Raw genomic sequence first — 18,548 nt, forward strand, 5'->3', positions numbered from 1 at the left:
CCAAACAAAAATACCTTTAAACCTATCGTTATACATGCTATATCGATGCCTATTCAACATGAATCACTTCATTTTTTATGTATTTTAAAATGACAAACTGAGACTTTCACCATCAAAATTTAAGCATGTATACATTTTAAAAAACGGGCGTCTCTTCTTTCTTTTCTAATTAGAAACAGGTAAAATAAAAAGAAGAGAAAATGAAGTTTTTACCATATAGTAGAAGCATCAACACCAAGCTTTCACAGTCACTCACATACTGAAAAAGCAGGAAAAATCCATCATTCCACTATAACATAAAGTGAAACTTTAATCAGTGGGGCATTTTCCACTGATTATTAGCCTTCACCAATCGGGCTTTTACGGGCAGTTTATCTCCAGCTAACTCCTTTGATCCAGCCGCACTTCGGGTAGGAGATTTACTGCCCGTTAATGCGGGGTAAAGTGAAACTTTAATCAGTGGAGCACACTCGTTATAAGTTGAACGAATTAGGATAATCCAAATTGGAATGGGAGGTATACATCTTTGAACCGAAACTTACTATATATGATATTGAGACTCATATTTGTCATTGTAGCAACGGTAGCTGGGTTCTATGTATTACTATACATGTCAGGGCTTATCTATCCTTTTATTATCGCTTTTGCATTTGCTTATTTGATTAATCCTGTCGTCAATTTCCTTAATCAAAAACTACAATTTCCTCGCGCACTAGCAGTACTCGTTAGCTTAATTCTCGTATTTGGAGCTATCGTTGGACTTGTTACATATCTTGTGACTGAAGCAATATCTGCCACAACATACTTACTACAACTTGTTACAGTAAAGTTTCCAGATATCGTTACATTCGCTCAGCAATTTGCACTTAATCATATTATGCCTCTCTACGATGATTTAATCTCTAAATTTAATCATCTTGGAGAACCACAGCGCTATACAATTACACAAAACATTCAAAACTTAGGAACAGAAGCAACAACACAAATGAAAGAACTTTTAACCGCCATTATAAGCGGGTTAACGAATTTCATTAGTGCACTGCCAACAACTTTAACTGTTCTTGTATTCATTTTATTAGCCACTTTCTTCATTAGTTACGATTGGCACCGTCTTGCTCAGAAAGCAAGAAAATTGCTACCGAATCGTGTACATGGCTATGGAAAAACTATTTTTGTCGACTTAAGAAAAGCTTTGTTTGGTTTTGTGAAAGCACAACTTACACTCGTATCTATGACAACCGTCATTGTACTAATCGGACTTTTAATATTACGCGTACCATACGCCATTACTATTGCGATTATTACAGGAGTTGTAGATTTACTACCATACTTAGGAACAGGCGCAGTCTTCGTTCCATGGGTTATATACGTATTTTTCACTGGCGATACCGCATTCGCCATTGGTCTTCTCATTTTATACATCGTCGTGATTGTCCAAAGACAAATTATGGAGCCGAAAGTACTTTCATCTAACATCGGTCTCGATCCATTAGCAACACTCGTCGCTCTATTTGTCGGCTTTAAACTTTTTGGCTTTTTAGGATTAATCATCGGCCCAGTCACCTTAGTACTACTTAATACATTACATAAAGCTAATGTCTTCCATGACTTGTGGAAATATATTAAAGGTTCACCTTCAAAATAATAGTTTCTAATTCATACACAACAAAAAACTTACATGTAATCAGTGGGAATTTCCCACTGATTATTCCTTGTACTTATTTTTCATACTCATTACATAAAACAAGAGAATTGCACTCAAAAAAGATAATTCTCTTGTTTTTTTGCATGAAAAAAGCATATTTCGTGGTATTTTTACATATTTATTCTATTTATTTTATAATTATCATTTACATTTATTACTTTTTATGTAAATGAATAAATATACAAAATAGCATAAAAAAAGACTTCAACTAACAATCTCCGCCTTTTTATATGAATTTTTTACACCAATCGTTCCTTTATATAAGAAAGCAAAACTTTAATTCAGCAGCGTTTCCCTCCATCTTATTCATCTAAATTAATAGCACTAAAAAATCACAAGTTTAATCGAAGTACACACAAGAGTTCAAACGAAAATTATATAGCACATATAATAAGCGAACGTTTTGTTCATCCCCACTCATCATTCGCCCCACATCAGACACTTACGAGCAGCCCAGCTTTGAGATAGAAATTTCACCCCACAAATAGCGAGGTAAAGCAAAGCTTCAATCAGAAAGCTCCTCTCCTCTTACAATACAAAAAAATAGCACTTAGATTTCTACAATCTAAGTGCTATTTCTGAATAATAATAGTAGAGTTCTTTCTAAATTTCCATTCCATCCACTTCATAACAAGCGGCTTCAATAAAGCTCTCGTAATAGGGATCACGCAGATAAACCCTAGCACATCGGTCACATACCCAGGAAGCACTAAGAGAATACCTCCTACAAATACAAAAATACCATCTAGTACCGCCTCACCTGGCATTTCCCCTCTATTCAACTTAGATTGAATCTCTCCAAGCACTTTAAACCCTTGTCTTTTCGCCAAATACACACCTACAACACCTGTAAATACAATCATAGCGAACGTAGACCATAAACCTATTACATGACTTGATCCAATTAAGACCGTAATCTCAATCGCCGGTATTAAAATAAACAAGAATAGTAACCACTTCATAGTTCTACACCTCTCTCACAACTCACTTTTAACGTCCTCACAACGCCTATATACATCATATGAAATATAGATACTCTTTCATATTAAAACACATAACAAACAGCTTTTAAAAGCAATTCTAGGCGCTTTAAGCTAATTCTATCTCGTTTTTGTGTAAAAAAAAGAGAAGGACTCCGATCCTTCTCTCCGTATTACTTATAGCACTTCCGCATGTCCATTATAAACAATTCCGCGTGCTGCATCAACTGTTACTTCTTGGCCATTTTTTAAAGTTGCTGTTACGCCGTTTACACCAACGATAACAGGAATACCGATTGATACGCCTACAACAGCTGCATGGCTTGTTAAGCCACCTTCTTCTACAACTAAAGCCGCAGCTTTTTCGATTGCAGGAATCATATCTTTATCAGTGCTTGTTGTAACAAGGATATCACCTTCGTTTACGTTCGCTACAGCTTCAGCAGCTGTTTTTGCTACAACTACTTTACCTTTTGCAGCTTTACGACCAATTCCTTGTCCTTTAGCAATTTCTTCACCAACAACGTGGATTTTCATTAAGTTTGTTGTACCAGTTTCAGCAACTGGAACACCCGCAGTAATCACTACAGTATCTCCAAGTCCGATTAGACCCGCATCCATACCTGTTTGAATTGCTGTATCTAACATTTCGTCAGTTGAAGCTGCGCGCTTCTCAGCCATAAATGCTTGTACACCCCAAACAAGTGCAAGACGACGTCCTACTTGCTCGTCAGATGTTACAGCTACGATTGGAGATTTTGGACGGTATTTAGAGATCATTTTCGCAGTATATCCACTTTCTGTTGGAGCTACGATTGCAGCTACATCAAGAGCAAGTGCTGTATGCGCAACAGATTGGCTAATTGCATCTGTAATTGTTGGAGTGAACTCTTTAATACGTTTTTTGAACATATCTTCATATTGTAATGATTTTTCAACACGTACCGCAATGTTAGCCATCATTGTTACCGCTTCTACTGGGTATTGTCCAGCAGCTGTTTCACCTGAAAGCATGATTGCATCTGTACCATCGAAGATTGCGTTAGCTACGTCACTTGCTTCCGCACGAGTTGGACGTGGGTTACGTTGCATAGAATCTAACATTTGTGTTGCAGTAATAACCGGTTTACCTAACACGTTACATTTTTTAATTAGACGTTTTTGTACTAACGGTACTTCTTCTGGTGGAATTTCTACACCCATATCACCACGAGCTACCATTAAACCGTCAGAAACTTCTAAGATTGAATCGATGTTGTCGATACCTTCTTGGTTTTCGATTTTTGGTACGATTTGGATGTATTGAGCGTTATGCTCTTCTAATAATTCACGGATTTCTAATACGTCAGACGCTTTACGTACGAATGAAGCTGCAATGAAATCAACTTTTTGCTCGATACCGAAGATGATATCTTTTACGTCTTTTTCAGTGATACCAGGAAGCTTAATGCTTACGTTTGGTACGTTAACACCTTTTTTATTTTTTACAGTTCCGCTGTTAAGAACTTTTGTACGGATGTTTCCATCAGCTTTTTCGATTACTTCTAGTTCGATAAGACCGTCATCGATTAGAATACGAGAACCTGGGTCTACATCGTCATAAAGACCAGCATAAGATACAGAGAACTTCTCTGCAGTACCTAATACTTGCTCAGTAGAAAGAACTACCTCTGCACCTGTTACAAGCTCAGCTTGTCCGTCTACGAAGTCGTGAGTACGGATTTCTGGACCTTTTGTATCAAGTAAGATACCAACTGTTTTACCAGTTTTCTTTGAAGCTTCACGAATGTTTTTAATACGAGCTCCGTGCTCTTCATGGCTACCATGAGAGAAGTTTAAACGAGCAACGTTCATACCTGCTTCGATTAATTGCTCTAATTTTTCAATACTTTCACTAGCAGGACCTATAGTACATACAATTTTAGTTTTACGCATATTGCACCTCCGAAAATTATGAAACCGTTCCCAAATATCTGACATTACGCCGATTAGATGGATAATTCTTTAGATAATTGATACATATCTTTATCGATTGTATGCTTTTGAGCTAACGCTTCGATAATGTCATGATCAACAAGTTTATTATCTTGAATACCTACACAACGTCCACCTTTACCAGCAATTAACAACTCAACTGCTCTTGCACCAAGACGACTTGCTAATACACGGTCTTGTGCACTTGGTGATCCACCACGTTGTACGTGACCTAATACAGTTACACGAGTATCAAAGTTTGTTGCTTCTTCAATGTGCTTACCGATGTCAATTGCACTTCCAACACCTTCAGCTACAATGATAATACTGTGTTTTTTACCACGTTCGCTACCACGTTTTAGACGAGCGATTACATCATCCATGTCATACTCTTCTTCTGGAATTAAGATTGTTTCTGCACCATCAGCTAAACCAGCCCATAATGCGATATCTCCAGCATGACGTCCCATTACTTCGATAACATATGTACGTTCATGAGATGTAGCTGTATCACGGATTTTATCAATTGCATCAATAACAGTGTTTAAAGCTGTATCGAAACCAATTGTGAAGTCTGTTCCAGGGATATCATTGTCGATTGTACCTGGTACACCAACACATGGGAATCCTTGTTCAGTTAATTTTTTAGCGCCTTGGTAAGAACCATCTCCACCAATAACAACAAGTCCTTCGATACCATGTTTCTTTAATTGCTCGATACCTTTTAGTCGTACTTCTGGGTCTTTAAACTCAGGACATCTTGCTGTATATAATTTCGTACCACCGCGGTGGATAATATCGCCAACAGAACCAAGTTCTAATTTTTCAATGTGACCAGAAATTAATCCAGCGTATCCATGGTAAATACCATATACTTCAATATCATGGAAAATCGCTTTACGAACAACTGCACGAATGGCAGCATTCATACCAGGTGAATCTCCACCACTTGTTAATACACCAATACGTTTCATTTGTACTCACCTCATAAAGATTATTTGCCTTATAATAAAATAACACGAAAAAATATAAAAACACAATGGAGAAGATGTGTCTTTTCATAATAAAAACGTGCATTCGCGAAGAGGAACGCACGCTTTTCTTATTTTATCCCAATGGAAGCGTTTGAAAACGAAACTTGCCCAATTTTCATATATTTTTCATAACGTTTTTCGATTAATTCATCTTTCGAAATTCCGTTTAATTGTTCAAAAGTTTTTCTAATTATTAAGTCTATATTTTCTGACTGTTTCAAAATATTACGGTGAGCTCCACCTTTTGTCTCTGGAATAATTTCATCAATTACACCTAATTCTTTCAAATCTGCTGCTGTAATTTTCATTGCCTCTGCAGCTTCCTTTGCTTTTCCTGCATCTTTCCAAAGAATTGCCGCCGCACCCTCTGGTGTAATAACAGAATAAGTGGAATTTTCTAGCATATGAATGTAATCTCCTACTCCAAGGCCTAGCGCACCACCACTACCACCTTCACCGATAACGATACAAATAACTGGTACCGTTAAACCTGCCATCTCAAATAGGTTGCGGGCAATAGCTTCACTTTGTCCACGTTCTTCAGCTGCTTTACCAGGATAAGCTCCCTTCGTATCGATGAAACAAATAATAGGACGATTAAACTTTTCCGCTTGTTTCATGAGACGCAGTGCTTTTCGATATCCTTCTGGATGAGGCATTCCAAAGTTACGGCGAATATTTTCTTTCGTATCTTTTCCGCGCTGATGCCCAATTACAGTTACAGGCATCCCTTTATATTTCGCAATGCCGCCGACAATCGCTGCATCATCGCCAAATAGACGATCTCCATGACATTCGAAAAAATCAGTAAATAAGTGCTCAATATAATCGAGCGTTGTCGGTCGTTCTGCATGACGAGCAATTTGAACACGGTCCCATACTTTTAGATTGCCGTATATATCTTCCTCTAAATTTTCTAGCTTTTCTTCCAAAATACGAATCTCCTCACTGAAGTCCATCTGGCTGTTTTTCGTATAGTCTTTCAGTTCACGAATCTTATTTCTTAGCTCAACAACTGGTTTTTCAAATTCTAGCTCTGCCATACAGCCATTTCCCCTCCTTGATGAACTTCTAAAATCTTGCGAAGCGCTTCTCTCATATCATCACGATGCACCACCGCATCTAATTGACCATGATCTAGTAAGAATTCTGCCGTTTGGAAATCTTCCGGTAGTTTCTCACGCACCGTTTGTTCAATTACACGTCTACCAGCAAATCCGATAAGTGCACCTGGTTCTGCAAGATTATAATCACCAAGTGAAGCGAAACTCGCTGAAACCCCGCCCGTCGTTGGGTGAGTCATAACAGAAATAAATAATCCTCCTGCATTACTATGCTTTTTCAAAGCTACGCTTGTTTTTGCCATTTGCATTAAACTTAATATCCCTTCTTGCATACGGGCACCACCCGAAGCAGTAAAGATAATAAATGGAACTTGTAAGTCGTACGCCTTTTCAACCGCACGGGCGATTTTTTCTCCTACTACAGAGCCCATGCTCCCCATTCGAAAACGAGAATCCATTACTGCAACAACAACAAGCATGTCATCAATTGTTCCTTCACCAGTTACAACCGCTTCGTTCAATTCAGTCTTCTTACGATCGCTCTCTAGTTTCTCTTCATAACCTGGAAACTCGAGTGGATTTAATGAAACCATTTCTTTGTCATACTCACGGAATGACCCTTCGTCCAATATACTATCAAGACGTTCCCATGCATTCATAGGATGATGATATCCACAATTCACACATACTTTTAAATTTTTTAGAAGTTCTTTCGTATACATGATTTTTTTACATTCCGGACATTTTGTCATAACGCCATCTGGCACATCTTTTCGTACTTGTTCTGAAGGTATTGCAGCGTACTTTTTCTTTTTCACGAATAAATCTCTTAGCACAATTTGACCCCCTTCGTTGAGAGCTAAGGTTAGCGTAAGAAGAAAATGGGGCTAACACCAAAGTTTGATGTTAGCCTTATCTTCTCAATCTGTCTAATAACCTCACTCTTTACGTTTAACTTTAACCGCTAAGCGGTAGAATGTTTGTCATAACGTGTCATGGTCATTTCGACAAATTTTATACATTACGAGTGAAACTGTATATTCTCTACTAATTCATCGTAAATTTTTAGTGCATCATTTTCTTGTTTTTCTTCCAAAGTAGCGTAAAGCTTTCTATACATATCGATAGAATCTCTTGAAACTTTACAAGAAAGAGTTGCTACGTAATCATTTACGATCATCCAAATGCGATATAGTAAATAATTATCGACTTGTTCAATAAGTGTTTTAAAGAACGTTTGATGAAGCGTTGGGACTGAGCTTTCATTTCCTTCAAGTACTTGGTGTAATCTACTTAGTACTTTAGAAAACGTTTCTTTCGGTAAATTACATACAATTCGAATCATATCTTTCTCAAGTAATCGTTTCGTTTGTAATAAATCACGAATTGTTTTCTCATCTTGCAATAAGAACGGAGCGATTAATTGTACAAGACCGTTATCATAAAAGTTTCGAATAAACGTCCCTTCACCACGTCTCGTTTCAATCAATCCTACCAGTTCTAAAGCACGCAATGCTTCTCTTACAGAGGAACGTCCTACGTTTAAGCGTGAACTTAACTCACGCTCAGACGGCAAACGATCCCCCGCCACCAATCCATCCTCTTCCATAATGGAACGGATTTTTTTTACAATTTCGAGATATACTTTTGTATTTGATGATGTCAATGGAATTTCCTCGCTTATTCTTTACCAATCAGCGCTAATTGTTTTGTTTTTTCAGCGATCTCATTTGGATCTACTTGACGGCGAGCTACTCCTGTCTCCATTGCTGCTTTTGCAACGTAAGCCGCTACTTGAGGCGCTACACGCGCGTCAAATGGTGCCGGAATGATATAGTCTGCATTTAACTCATCTTCTGCTACAAGCTCAGCAATAGCCTGTACAGCTGCCATCTTCATTTCTTCGTTAATTTGTGTCGCATGTACGTCAAGTGCACCGCGGAAAATACCAGGGAACGCCAGTACATTATTTACTTGGTTCGGGAAGTCAGAACGACCTGTTCCAACAACAGCTGCGCCCGCTGCTTTTGCCAATTCTGGCATAATTTCTGGAACTGGATTCGCCATTGCAAAAATAATCGCATCGTCATTCATTGTACGAACCATCTCTTCTGTTAATGCACCTTCTGCAGATACACCAATGAATACGTCTGCACCTTGTACAACATCAGCTAAAGAACCTTCTATACGATTCTTATTTGTATATTTTGCAACTTCATCCTTCACCGGATTCATACCTGTAGGACGACCATCATAGATTGCCCCTTTACGGTCACACATAATAATGTCGCGTACACCATAGCGATATAAAAGTTTAATAATTGCAATACCTGCTGCACCTGCGCCATTTGCGACAACTTTAATGTCAGACATTTTCTTTCCAACTAATTTCAGTGCATTTACAAGACCTGCTACTGTTACAATAGCTGTTCCGTGTTGATCATCATGGAAGATAGGAATATTTGTTTCTTTTTTCAAACGCTCTTCAATAATGAAGCAGTTTGGTGCTGCGATATCTTCTAAGTTAACGCCGCCAAAAGTTGGCTCCATTAATTTTACAGTTTCAACAATTTTATCTACATCGTTTGTATTTAAGGCAATTGGGAATGCATCTACACCAGCAAAGCTCTTGAATAATACAGCTTTACCTTCCATTACTGGAAGAGATGCTTCAGGTCCAATGTTACCAAGACCAAGTACAGCTGTTCCATCTGTCACAACTGCTACCATATTTCCCTTCATCGTATATTCATATACCTTACTTTTATCGTCATAAATTTCTTTACAAGGTTCTGCAACCCCTGGAGAATATGCAAGACTTAAATCTTTTGCATTTTCTACTTTTACTTTTGATACAGTTTCTAATTTTCCTTGATGCACTTTATGCATGTGAAGTGCTTCTTCACGAAGTGTTGACAAACTATCCACTCTCCTCAAATTATTCTTGCTGATATCAATTTCTCCAAGTGGTCTGACCACGAACACTACTACTATAATAATCGAAGTGTAGGGAAATTGTCCATTATATTTTCACAACTACATTTTCTTCCCCGACAATTTCACGAAGTGCTCCTAAACATTCTTCACTTGGATGAATCGATAAACTCCGAGATAATTGTACCATTTTATGTTCCTTTTCATAATAAATTAGTACTTTCGCAAAACCTGAATAGTCGAACAATATTTTCGTAACCCGATTTAAAAGCTTTTTCTCATACTGAGATGGCAATTTCACGTAAACAGATGCGTCTTTCTTTTCTTCATAAACATCCATTTCCTCTAGCGGATATAGTCCATTTACAATCCATTGCAGCTTATGATTTCTTAGCTCAATCGTACCGTCAACTAAAACAATTGCTCCTTCTTGCAACTTATCCGAGAAATGTATATACGTTTCCGGGAAGAGGACCGCTTCCATTTCATCATTTTGATCACAGAATGTAATAAATGCCATCTTTTGAAACTTTTTCGTACGAATCACTCTAACACTTGTTATATACACAATAGCTCTTTGTACTTTTTTCTTGTGTCGCATCGCCTGAGCGAGAGATGGAATTTCTAATTCTTTTGCTAACTTCACATATTGCGCTGTCGGATAACTTGATAAATAAAAGCCAAGTACTTCCTTCTCTTTATTTAGTTGTTCAATAAAAGATAGCTCTTCTCCTTGTACATATTTTGATTTTGGAACAGCATCTCCTAAATCACGTGCGAGATTCGCGTACTCTAACGCCCCTTTAATACTTTTCCATAAATTCGTTCTCGAAACACCAAAATCATCAAAACATCCCGACCAGACGAAAGCTTCTAAATTACGCTCCGTTACGAACTTTGACGGCATACGGAGACAAAATTCAAATAAATCTTCGAACATTTTTTTCTCTCGTTCTTCTAATAATGCCGTCACTGTAGCCATTCCAATATTTCGGATCGAAAGTAAACTGTAACGTATCGCATTCCCTTCTATTTGGAAGTTATAACCACTTCTCTGAAGAGACGGCGGCAAAACGTGAAAACCTTTCCGCTTCGTTTCTCGTATATACTGTACAATTTTATCTTCATTTCCAATTGCGCTTGATAATAATGCCGTCATAAATTCCAGCGTATAGTTCGCTTTCAAATAGGCAAGCTGATATCCGATCATACTGTAAGCTACAGCGTGACTTCGGTTAAAACCGTAATTCGCAAATCTTACAATTAAATCATAAATTTTTTCAGCAGACGTCTCATCATATCCATTTCGCAAACATCCCTGGACGAAATGCTTACGTTCCTGATCTAAAATATCACGATTTTTTTTACTCACTGCACGGCGCAGTAAATCTGCTTCTCCAAGCGAAAACCCTGCTAACTTCGATGCAATTTGCATAATTTGTTCTTGGTATACAATGACGCCGTATGTTCTTTCTAAAATTGGCTTTAAATCCGGATGTAAATATTCGATTTTTCTTTTTCCATGTTTCGATTCAATAAAAGTCGGTATCTGTTCCATCGGTCCTGGTCTGTATAACGAGTTAACAGCTACGATATCTTCAAACTCATTCGGTTTTAACCCGCGAAGTACATTTCGCATACCGCCTGACTCAAGCTGGAATACACCTGTTGTATCTCCTCTCCCTAATAATTGGAATGTCTTTTCATCTTGAAGAGGTAAGTTTCTTATATCGATTTCTTTCCCAGTTTTGTTCGCGATAAATTTTATAATATTTTCAAGTAACGTTAAATTACGTAATCCTAAAAAGTCCATCTTAAGCAACCCAAGTTCTTCTAGCGCATCGGCTGGATATTGCGTAACATAAACATCGTTATGTCCTTCTTGAATTGCTACACTGCCTGTTAGCGGTTCTTGACTCATAATAACACCAGCCGCATGAATAGACGTATGACGTGGTAAACCTTCTACACGTTTTGCGATTTCAAACACACGCTCATGCAAAAGATTCCCTTGTATAAACTCACGAAGTGATTGTGATTCTTCATATGCATCTTTTAACGTTATACCAAGCTTTGATGGGATAAGTTTTGAAAATATATCAATATCTCGCGGCGGAAGCCCCATTACGCGGGCAATGTCTCTAATTGCCGCTTTTGCTGCAAGCGTACCAAACGTTACAATTTGCGCAACACGGAGCTGACCGTATTTATCTTTCACATAGCGAATCATCTCATCACGTCTTACGTCTGGAAAATCAATATCAATATCAGGAAGCGTCACACGTTCAGGATTTAAAAACCTTTCAAATAATAGATCGTATTCAATTGGATTAATATCTGTAATTTCTAATACGTATGAAACGAGTGAACCAGCTGCCGATCCACGACCTGGTCCTGTTAGAATATGATTTTCATGTGCATACTTCATAAAATCCCATACGATGAGGAAATAATCACTAAATCCCATACGAGAAATAACATTTAATTCATGATCCAAACGCTTTATATGCACTTCTTTCGGTTCACCATATCGTTTCCGCAAACCTTCTTCACAAACACGACGCAAGTATATATCACTCGTTTCATTAGACGGAACAGGAAACTTCGGAAGTTGATTTACATGGAACGGTATTTCTACTTGGCAACGCTCTGCAATTTTTATTGTATTTTGGATTGCTTCCGGCGCATGGGAAAATAGTGCTTCCATTTCATCCGATGACTTTAAATAATACTGATCTGTTTTCAGCCTCGGCCTATCTGGATCAGTCATTTTCGTTCCACTTTCAACAGATAGTAAACATTCGTGAACAAGCGCGTCACTTTGATTGATATAGCGCACATCATTTGTTGCAACGACTGGAATATTAACCCTACTAATAAATTCAGGTAGTTTCTCTTGTAAAAGCAACTCATCTTGAATTGCATGATGCTGCAAACTCATATAAAAATGGCCGAACATATTTTGATACGTGCGAGCTACTTCTTCAGCCTGACTCTCATTGTCTTCTAGTAATAATTGCTCAATTTCGCCATCTTTACCTGGCGAAATAGCAATTAATCCTTTCGCATAATGCGCAAGCCACTTCTTAGGAATACCTTCTTTGGACTTTGTCATAATACTGCTAGAAATCTTTAATAAATTTTGGTAGCCTATTTCATTCTCAGCAAGTAATACAAGCGGATAAGACCTTTCTTCTTCTTCACTAAAAATAGAAGCGGTTAATCCAATAACAGGCTGTATACCATGTTTCTTACATGCTTTATAAAACGGAATAACACCATACATAACATTTTCATCCGTAATAGCTAGCGATGAAAAACCAAGTTCTTTCGCCCTGACTACAAGCTCATCAATTTTACAAGCACTTTTTAATAAACTAAAAACGGTTTGACATTGTAAATGCACAAACTTCACTGTTGTACCCTCTCTTTACCTATTTGACTACTTTTATTATAGGTGATGAGGAAAGCGGAAATCAAAACATACTTCTTATACTTTGTCCATATATATGAAGAAGAAAGGGGAATGACGATGGATGTAAGAGAACATACTTTTTTCTCTCTGCTTATTATTAGTTATTTTATTGCCTTTGGGGTTATACTTGGCGGTTCATTAATTGGTGGATTTGGTGCGTTTCTTATCGGAAAACCAGCTCTAACTTACATTAATCAATTCGCCCAAAATTTAAGAATTTGGGCACTCGTTGCAGCAATCGGCGGAACATTCGATACCTTTTATAGCTTTGAAAGAAGTTTCTTTGGCGGAGATATGAAAGATATCGTAAAACAAATTCTCCTTATTTTTTTCGCAACTGGTGGTATGCAAACAGGTCTCATTATTATTAAATGGCTAACGCAGGAACATGTATGAGAGTACCAAGTGCCAATACAGCAAAAAGATGGTACTTAGTATTAGCTGGTGCTGCTGTTGGAGGCGTGTTGAGCTGGTTTATTTTTTTGTACATATACGGTGTTTTTCAACAAGAACAAGCTAGTAAAATAGCAGAACAAAGAGAAATTATAGAAAAACAAGAAGCAAAGCTCCACGTCCTTCTCGAAGATCAAGAAAAATTGAACACTGAAAATAAACGGCTCTTAACCATTCAAGAGATTAAAATAAAACTTATCAATCGAGAAAAATACGATTTAGACAATCTTACACTCGAAAATATGACTACATCTATTCATAATGATCTCCAGCATCTTTTAACGAAAAACATTCAAAGTATCGCAAAAAATAAAGACCTACTAAAAAAGGTAATCGAAAATAAAACATACAAACATTACGATCGCCTATACCGTTTTAAAGTCGATACAATATCTTTTGATACAGTGCTTGAAATTAGCATTACTATAGAGAAAGAAAAATAAAGAAGGAGGGCTTTAGCGCCGCTCCTTCTTTTCGTTCTAACATATAGTCTTTTATTTACAAATCTCACGTAAATCAGCAAAAAGACGATCCGCTTCTTGCCAAGAAGATGCCTTGGCACCAGAAGCCATCGGATGCCCTCCGCCGTTATATTGCATTGCCAATTTGTTTATAACTGGCCCTTTTGAACGAAGACGAACACGAATTACGTCATCTTCCTCTAAAAATAGAACCCACGCCTTTAATCCATCAATATTGCCAAGCGCTCCAACAACACCAGATGCTTCAGAAGGAAGTACATCAAACTCTTCTAATACTTCTTTCGTTAATTTAATGTAAGCTGCTCCTTCTTCTACCATCGTAAAGTTTTGTAAAATATAACCGTTTAAACGAGCAATTTTTTCTTTTGTCTTATACATTTCATTGTATAAATCTGTGAATTTCACACCCATATCAACAAGCTCACTTACGTAACGAAGTGTTTTTGCTGTCGTATTTGGGAATAAGAAACGACCTGTATCTCCAACAATTCCTGCTAAAATAAGGCGAGCTGCTTCTTTTGTTATTTTTAATCCTTTATCTTTTCCATAGTTATAAAACTCATAAATCATTTCACTTGTAGAACTCGCTGTCGTGTCTACCCACGTAATATCTCCATATGGATCTTCATTTGGATGATGATCAATTTTAATTAACATCTTCCCTTTTGTATAGCGTTGATCGTCAACCCGTTCTTGATTCGCAGTATCACAAACAATAACAAGCGCATTTTCGTATACACTATCTTCAATATCATCCATTACTCGTAAGTATGCTAGTGACGGTTCATTGTACCCAACCGTATAAATATTTTTCTCTGGAAACGATTCTTGTAGAATTGTACCAAGACCACCCTGTGAACCTAACGCATCTGGGTCCGGACGCACGTGGCGATGAATAATAATTGTATCAAACTCTTTAATTGCTCCTAAAATTTGCTCATGCATATGTATAATCTCCTTTTTAATCAACTTCTTCACTTTATCCTCCATTATAACGGAAAGTATTTCATACATGCGAACAATTGCTTTATAATAAAAGTTAGAAAGTTTAGATATTTCTTTTTCTTTTCTATTATTTTTCACAAAGCGATGGGAGTGTTCATTATGCCAGTATTAGTCTTCTGTATTATCGTCTCATTTATGTTGTACCTCTTTTACAAAACAAAATACTTTCGTACAAACCGCCCAATGGAGAAAGGTTGGCTCTCAGGAAAATCCGCAATGGCACTCGGTTCATTCGTTTTATTTTTCGGGATAAACCAATTCTTTTTAGAACTTTCAACCGCTCGTATTATCGTTGGTGTTTTATTCATTCTATTTGGTAGTGCAAGTGTATTTAACGGGTTTCGCCAATACAAACATTTCTTGCCATTAGCAGTTAAAGAAGCCGAAGTCTATGAAGCAACATAAAAAAGCATCAATATTGTGATGCTTTTTTACGTCCCTTAACTTTCAAAATCATATATGCAACAAACGCAGATGGTATATTAAATGGGTTACCTTGTACATGAAAATGTAGTTGTTCTTCTCCAAAAGACATTTTTTCATATAGCTCTCGCTGAGATAATCCTGTCTTTTCCTTTTTTTCATGTAAACCTTGTAAATATAAATATTGGATCGGTATCATTACAAGAAAGTAAAATAGTGCGATACTACCAAAAAAGAGTACGGCTGACGACATAATGCATACCACCTTTCAGAATTCCATTTTCTTACAATATAATCATAACACAATATACAGCCAAATCGAATTACTATTCTGTCTTTTCTTACGTTACTTTTCCACTCCATACATATTTCACTAAAACTCCCATCTAAAATCATGCCTTTCAAATTTAAAACAACAAAAAAAGATGGAACAAATCAAAACGATTTGTTCCATCTTTTTATTTATCGATTAACTGCACCATAAGTAATGCCTTTCCAACAACATTACCTTCATGATGCACCTCTACATCGACCTTACCAAATTTACGCCCAATTTCTAATACTTTCGGATGAACAGATACAACATTGTCAATTTGAACCGGCTTTACGAAATAAATCGTTAAGTTTTCAACAATTAAATCGCTTTTCTTTTGCGCACGAATGACGCGATTTGTCGCTTCTGTCACAATTGTTGCAAATACACCGTACGATAACGTTCCGATTGAGTTCGTCATTTGCGGCGTCACCGAAAATTGATATAGATGCTCATTCTTCGCTTCTTTCGGCGTCATAAATTGATTCGTTACAATATCATCAATGGTTTCTCCAACTTGTGGCTGACGTTGAATCATTTGCAGTGCCTGAAGTACATCTTGACGGCTAATAATACCTTGTAGTTTATTTCCTTCATCAACAACAGGAAGTAACTCAATACCTTCCCACACCATCATACGTGCCGCAGCTGCGACAGACATTTTACCGTTCACTGTAATTGGGTGTTTTGTCATCACTTTATCAATTGGTGTTTCTTTCGCTACACCGATCATATCTTTTGAAGTCACGATTCCTAGCACTTTGTTACTTTCATCAACAATCGGATACCTTCCGTGCATCGTCTCTTCATTATAGGCATGCCATTGCTGCACTGTATCATTTGGCTTTAAATATAACGTTTCTTCAATTGGCGTTAAAATATCTTCAACGAGTACAATTTCTTTCTTAATAAGCTGATCGTAAATCGCACGGTTAATTAACGTTGCAACTGTAAAGGTATCGTAACTACTTGAAATAATCGGCAGTTTTAATTCATCTGCTAATTTCTTCACATGATCTTCCGTATCAAATCCGCCCGTAATTAATACAGCGGCTCCAGTTTCTAACGCTAATTGATGTGCGTTCGTACGGTTACCGACAATAAGTAAGTTCCCAGCTTCTGTATAGCGCATCATCGCTTCTAATTTCATTGCCCCGATTACGAATTTATTTAACGTTTTATGTAGTCCTTCTCTGCCTCCAAGTACTTGACCGTCGACAATGTTAACGACTTCTGCATATGTCAGTTTTTCGATATTCTCTTTCTTCTTTTGTTCAATTCGAATTGTTCCGACACGTTCAATTGTACTAACATACCCTTTATTTTCTGCATCTTTAATTGCACGGTAAGCGGTCCCTTCACTTACACTCAAATCTTTCGCAATTTGTCTTACAGAAATTTTATGGCCTACTGGCAGGCTATTAATATGTTCTAAAATTTGGTTATGCTTGGTAGCCAAATGGTTTCACCATACTTTCTTTTCCCTAAATTCTTCATGTGTTGTACTTTCAGTATACTATATTTTCAAAACTGTTACACTCTCTCTTTGCATACCTGTACTATTTTTTTTATAACAAAATGACTCTTACATTCCACCAGTCATTCTATTACAACAATGTAATGCTATTGTCATCTCATTCGATAGTTCGCACACTTGATTACCTATACAATTAAGACAAGAAATAAAACAAAGGAGCGAACACATGATGAAAAAACTTTTAGAGGTTGTAGGTGCTGTATTTTTAGCTTTCGTAGATGGGAAAAAAGTTACAATGGAATTGAATGAAACACCTGAACAGCCACATACCAAAAGAAAAGAATCACCAAAACAAATACAAGTATTAAAAGCTGTCCTACACACGTAAAAACCCTTCACTTTTCTTTTCAAATGAAGGGTTTCTTTTCTATAGTGTAATACTTTCTCCAGCTTCTAATACTTTCCCTGTACAATCTTGTAGCTTTTCTACAAATTGATATGGATCTTGTTCAATAACTGGGAACGTATTGTAATGCATCGGTACAACAGTTTTCGCATTAATCCATTTTGCCGCTAGTACAGCATCTTCTGGTCCCATTGTGAAATTATCACCAATTGGTAAAAATGCTAGATCAACTTTATTTAATTCCCCAATTAACTTCATATCAGAGAATAGTGCAGTATCTCCTGCGTGGTATACAGTTCTCTCTTCTGCTGTAAATAAAATACCTGCTGGCATACCTGTATATGTAATCGTCTTATTTTCTTCATCAATATAACTAGAGCCGTGGAATGCTTGTGTAAACTTCACTTTTCCGAAGTCAAATTCATGTGAACCACCAATATGCATCGGGTGTGTATTTACACCTTGCCAACTTAAAAATGTTGCTAGTTCAAATGGCGCTACAACAACTGCATTATTTTTCTTCGCAAGTTCTACTGTATCTCCAACATGATCACCGTGTCCATGCGATAAAAGAATTGCATCCACTTTTACATCTTCAGCTTTTAAATCTGTTCTCGGATTACCTGTTAAAAACGGGTCAATTAAAATAACTTTTCCATTCGCCTCAATTTTCACAACTGAATGTCCATGATAAGATACTTTCATTATTACATTCCTCCCCTATTCACATTCTCACTTTTTATTCTACATGATTTTTCAATCCCCTGTCTTTTCTAACATCTATTTACTTGTCATAACGCTTTCTTCCGAGTTAAAGTTATAT

Annotated in this window: 17 protein-coding genes; 5 read left to right on the forward strand and 12 right to left on the reverse strand. The window is 37.1% G+C overall.

Annotation, left to right across the window (positions count from 1 at the left end):
• Positions 1-526: 526 nt before the first annotated feature.
• A complete protein-coding gene (gene ytvI / locus HFD78_RS08670) occupies positions 527-1,645 on the forward strand; it encodes a sporulation integral membrane protein YtvI (protein ID WP_001081388.1) in 1,119 nt (372 codons plus the stop codon).
• 632 nt (positions 1,646-2,277) lie between these two features.
• On the opposite strand, the gene HFD78_RS08675 is transcribed toward ytvI, so the two are convergent.
• The 8 genes from HFD78_RS08675 to dnaE all read right to left on the reverse strand — a co-directional run bounded on the left by HFD78_RS08675 (position 2,278) and on the right by dnaE (position 13,106).
• Positions 2,278-2,667 (reverse strand): FxsA family protein, encoded by a 390-nt coding sequence (locus HFD78_RS08675; protein ID WP_000871631.1) that lies wholly within the window; start codon positions 2,665-2,667, stop codon positions 2,278-2,280.
• A 195-nt stretch (positions 2,668-2,862) separates the two neighbouring features.
• A complete protein-coding gene (gene pyk, locus HFD78_RS08680; protein WP_001232673.1) occupies positions 2,863-4,620 on the reverse strand; it encodes a pyruvate kinase in 1,758 nt (585 codons plus the stop codon).
• Between the two features lie 53 nt (positions 4,621-4,673).
• Positions 4,674-5,633 carry a 6-phosphofructokinase gene (gene pfkA, locus HFD78_RS08685; RefSeq protein ID WP_000821156.1) on the reverse strand — a complete coding sequence of 320 codons (960 nt, stop codon included), beginning with the start codon at positions 5,631-5,633 and terminating at the stop codon, positions 4,674-4,676.
• A gap of 128 nt (positions 5,634-5,761) precedes the next feature.
• Positions 5,762-6,736, reverse strand: coding sequence for an acetyl-CoA carboxylase carboxyl transferase subunit alpha (accA, locus tag HFD78_RS08690; protein ID WP_000818807.1), 975 nt, complete (start codon positions 6,734-6,736; stop codon positions 5,762-5,764).
• Complete coding sequence (gene accD / locus HFD78_RS08695; protein ID WP_000942854.1) at positions 6,724-7,593, reverse strand: acetyl-CoA carboxylase, carboxyltransferase subunit beta; 870 nt, start codon at positions 7,591-7,593, stop codon at positions 6,724-6,726. The genes accA and accD overlap by 13 nt, the downstream gene beginning before the upstream one ends.
• Positions 7,594-7,778: 185 nt before the next feature.
• A complete protein-coding gene (locus HFD78_RS08700) occupies positions 7,779-8,423 on the reverse strand; it encodes a FadR/GntR family transcriptional regulator (protein WP_000204448.1) in 645 nt (214 codons plus the stop codon).
• A 14-nt stretch (positions 8,424-8,437) separates the two neighbouring features.
• Complete coding sequence (ystJ, locus tag HFD78_RS08705; RefSeq protein ID WP_161508111.1) at positions 8,438-9,646, reverse strand: NADP-dependent malic enzyme; 1,209 nt, start codon at positions 9,644-9,646, stop codon at positions 8,438-8,440.
• Positions 9,647-9,779: 133 nt separating this feature from the next.
• Entirely contained in the window at positions 9,780-13,106 is a 3,327-nt protein-coding gene (gene dnaE / locus HFD78_RS08710) for a DNA polymerase III subunit alpha (protein WP_000673731.1), read from the reverse strand.
• Between the two features lie 42 nt (positions 13,107-13,148).
• Here dnaE and HFD78_RS08715 point away from each other — a divergent pair, with 42 nt between their 5' ends.
• Both HFD78_RS08715 and ytrI read left to right on the forward strand, forming a co-directional pair.
• Positions 13,149-13,562, forward strand: a complete 414-nt coding sequence (locus HFD78_RS08715) for a YtrH family sporulation protein (protein ID WP_002005839.1) — start codon at positions 13,149-13,151, stop codon at positions 13,560-13,562.
• Positions 13,559-14,062, forward strand: a complete 504-nt coding sequence (ytrI, locus tag HFD78_RS08720) for a sporulation membrane protein YtrI (protein WP_001265740.1) — start codon at positions 13,559-13,561, stop codon at positions 14,060-14,062. Before HFD78_RS08715 ends, ytrI begins: the two co-directional genes overlap by 4 nt.
• 51 nt (positions 14,063-14,113) lie before the next feature.
• Here ytrI and HFD78_RS08725 read toward each other — a convergent pair whose 3' ends face one another.
• The gene (locus HFD78_RS08725) at positions 14,114-15,046 is read right to left on the reverse strand and encodes a DHH family phosphoesterase (protein WP_000545137.1); all 933 of its coding nucleotides are present in this window, start codon (positions 15,044-15,046) and stop codon (positions 14,114-14,116) included.
• 159 nt (positions 15,047-15,205) lie between these two features.
• Between HFD78_RS08725 and HFD78_RS08730 the strand changes: the two genes are divergently transcribed.
• Positions 15,206-15,511 carry a YtpI family protein gene (locus HFD78_RS08730; RefSeq protein ID WP_001144767.1) on the forward strand — a complete coding sequence of 102 codons (306 nt, stop codon included), beginning with the start codon at positions 15,206-15,208 and terminating at the stop codon, positions 15,509-15,511.
• 7 nt (positions 15,512-15,518) lie between these two features.
• On the opposite strand, the gene HFD78_RS08735 is transcribed toward HFD78_RS08730, so the two are convergent.
• Entirely contained in the window at positions 15,519-15,782 is a 264-nt protein-coding gene (locus tag HFD78_RS08735; RefSeq protein ID WP_000093045.1) for a DUF3949 domain-containing protein, read from the reverse strand.
• Positions 15,783-15,987: 205 nt separating this feature from the next.
• On the reverse strand, positions 15,988-17,301 hold the full coding sequence (locus HFD78_RS08740) for a CBS domain-containing protein (RefSeq protein WP_000201590.1): 1,314 nt from the start codon (positions 17,299-17,301) through the stop codon (positions 15,988-15,990).
• A gap of 244 nt (positions 17,302-17,545) precedes the next feature.
• Between HFD78_RS08740 and HFD78_RS08745 the strand changes: the two genes are divergently transcribed.
• Complete coding sequence (locus HFD78_RS08745) at positions 17,546-17,707, forward strand: hypothetical protein (protein WP_000976305.1); 162 nt, start codon at positions 17,546-17,548, stop codon at positions 17,705-17,707.
• A 39-nt stretch (positions 17,708-17,746) separates the two neighbouring features.
• Here HFD78_RS08745 and HFD78_RS08750 read toward each other — a convergent pair whose 3' ends face one another.
• Positions 17,747-18,430, reverse strand: coding sequence for a metal-dependent hydrolase (locus HFD78_RS08750; RefSeq protein WP_000868929.1), 684 nt, complete (start codon positions 18,428-18,430; stop codon positions 17,747-17,749).
• Positions 18,431-18,548: the final 118 nt, after the last annotated feature.

Origin of the sequence: Bacillus sp. EKM501B (assembly GCF_011800505.1) — a bacterium.
In the GTDB taxonomy this organism is placed as follows: Bacteria; Bacillota; Bacilli; order Bacillales; family Bacillaceae_G; genus Bacillus_A; species Bacillus_A cereus.

What these genes read in the sequence shown, in the direction of transcription:
- HFD78_RS08675 (WP_000871631.1), bottom strand. Translation starts at nt 2,667, where the DNA reads ATGAAGTGGTTACTATTCTTGTTTATTTTAATACCGGCGATTGAGATT.
- pyk (WP_001232673.1), bottom strand. Translation starts at nt 4,620, where the DNA reads ATGCGTAAAACTAAAATTGTATGTACTATAGGTCCTGCTAGTGAAAGT.
- pfkA (WP_000821156.1), bottom strand. Translation starts at nt 5,633, where the DNA reads ATGAAACGTATTGGTGTATTAACAAGTGGTGGAGATTCACCTGGTATG.
- accA (WP_000818807.1), bottom strand. Translation starts at nt 6,736, where the DNA reads ATGGCAGAGCTAGAATTTGAAAAACCAGTTGTTGAGCTAAGAAATAAG.
- ystJ (WP_161508111.1), bottom strand. Translation starts at nt 9,646, where the DNA reads ATGCATAAAGTGCATCAAGGAAAATTAGAAACTGTATCAAAAGTAAAA.
- ytrI (WP_001265740.1), top strand. Translation starts at nt 13,559, where the DNA reads ATGAGAGTACCAAGTGCCAATACAGCAAAAAGATGGTACTTAGTATTA.
- HFD78_RS08725 (WP_000545137.1), bottom strand. Translation starts at nt 15,046, where the DNA reads ATGCATGAGCAAATTTTAGGAGCAATTAAAGAGTTTGATACAATTATT.
- HFD78_RS08730 (WP_001144767.1), top strand. Translation starts at nt 15,206, where the DNA reads ATGCCAGTATTAGTCTTCTGTATTATCGTCTCATTTATGTTGTACCTC.
- HFD78_RS08735 (WP_000093045.1), bottom strand. Translation starts at nt 15,782, where the DNA reads ATGTCGTCAGCCGTACTCTTTTTTGGTAGTATCGCACTATTTTACTTT.
- HFD78_RS08745 (WP_000976305.1), top strand. Translation starts at nt 17,546, where the DNA reads ATGATGAAAAAACTTTTAGAGGTTGTAGGTGCTGTATTTTTAGCTTTC.
- HFD78_RS08750 (WP_000868929.1), bottom strand. Translation starts at nt 18,430, where the DNA reads ATGAAAGTATCTTATCATGGACATTCAGTTGTGAAAATTGAGGCGAAT.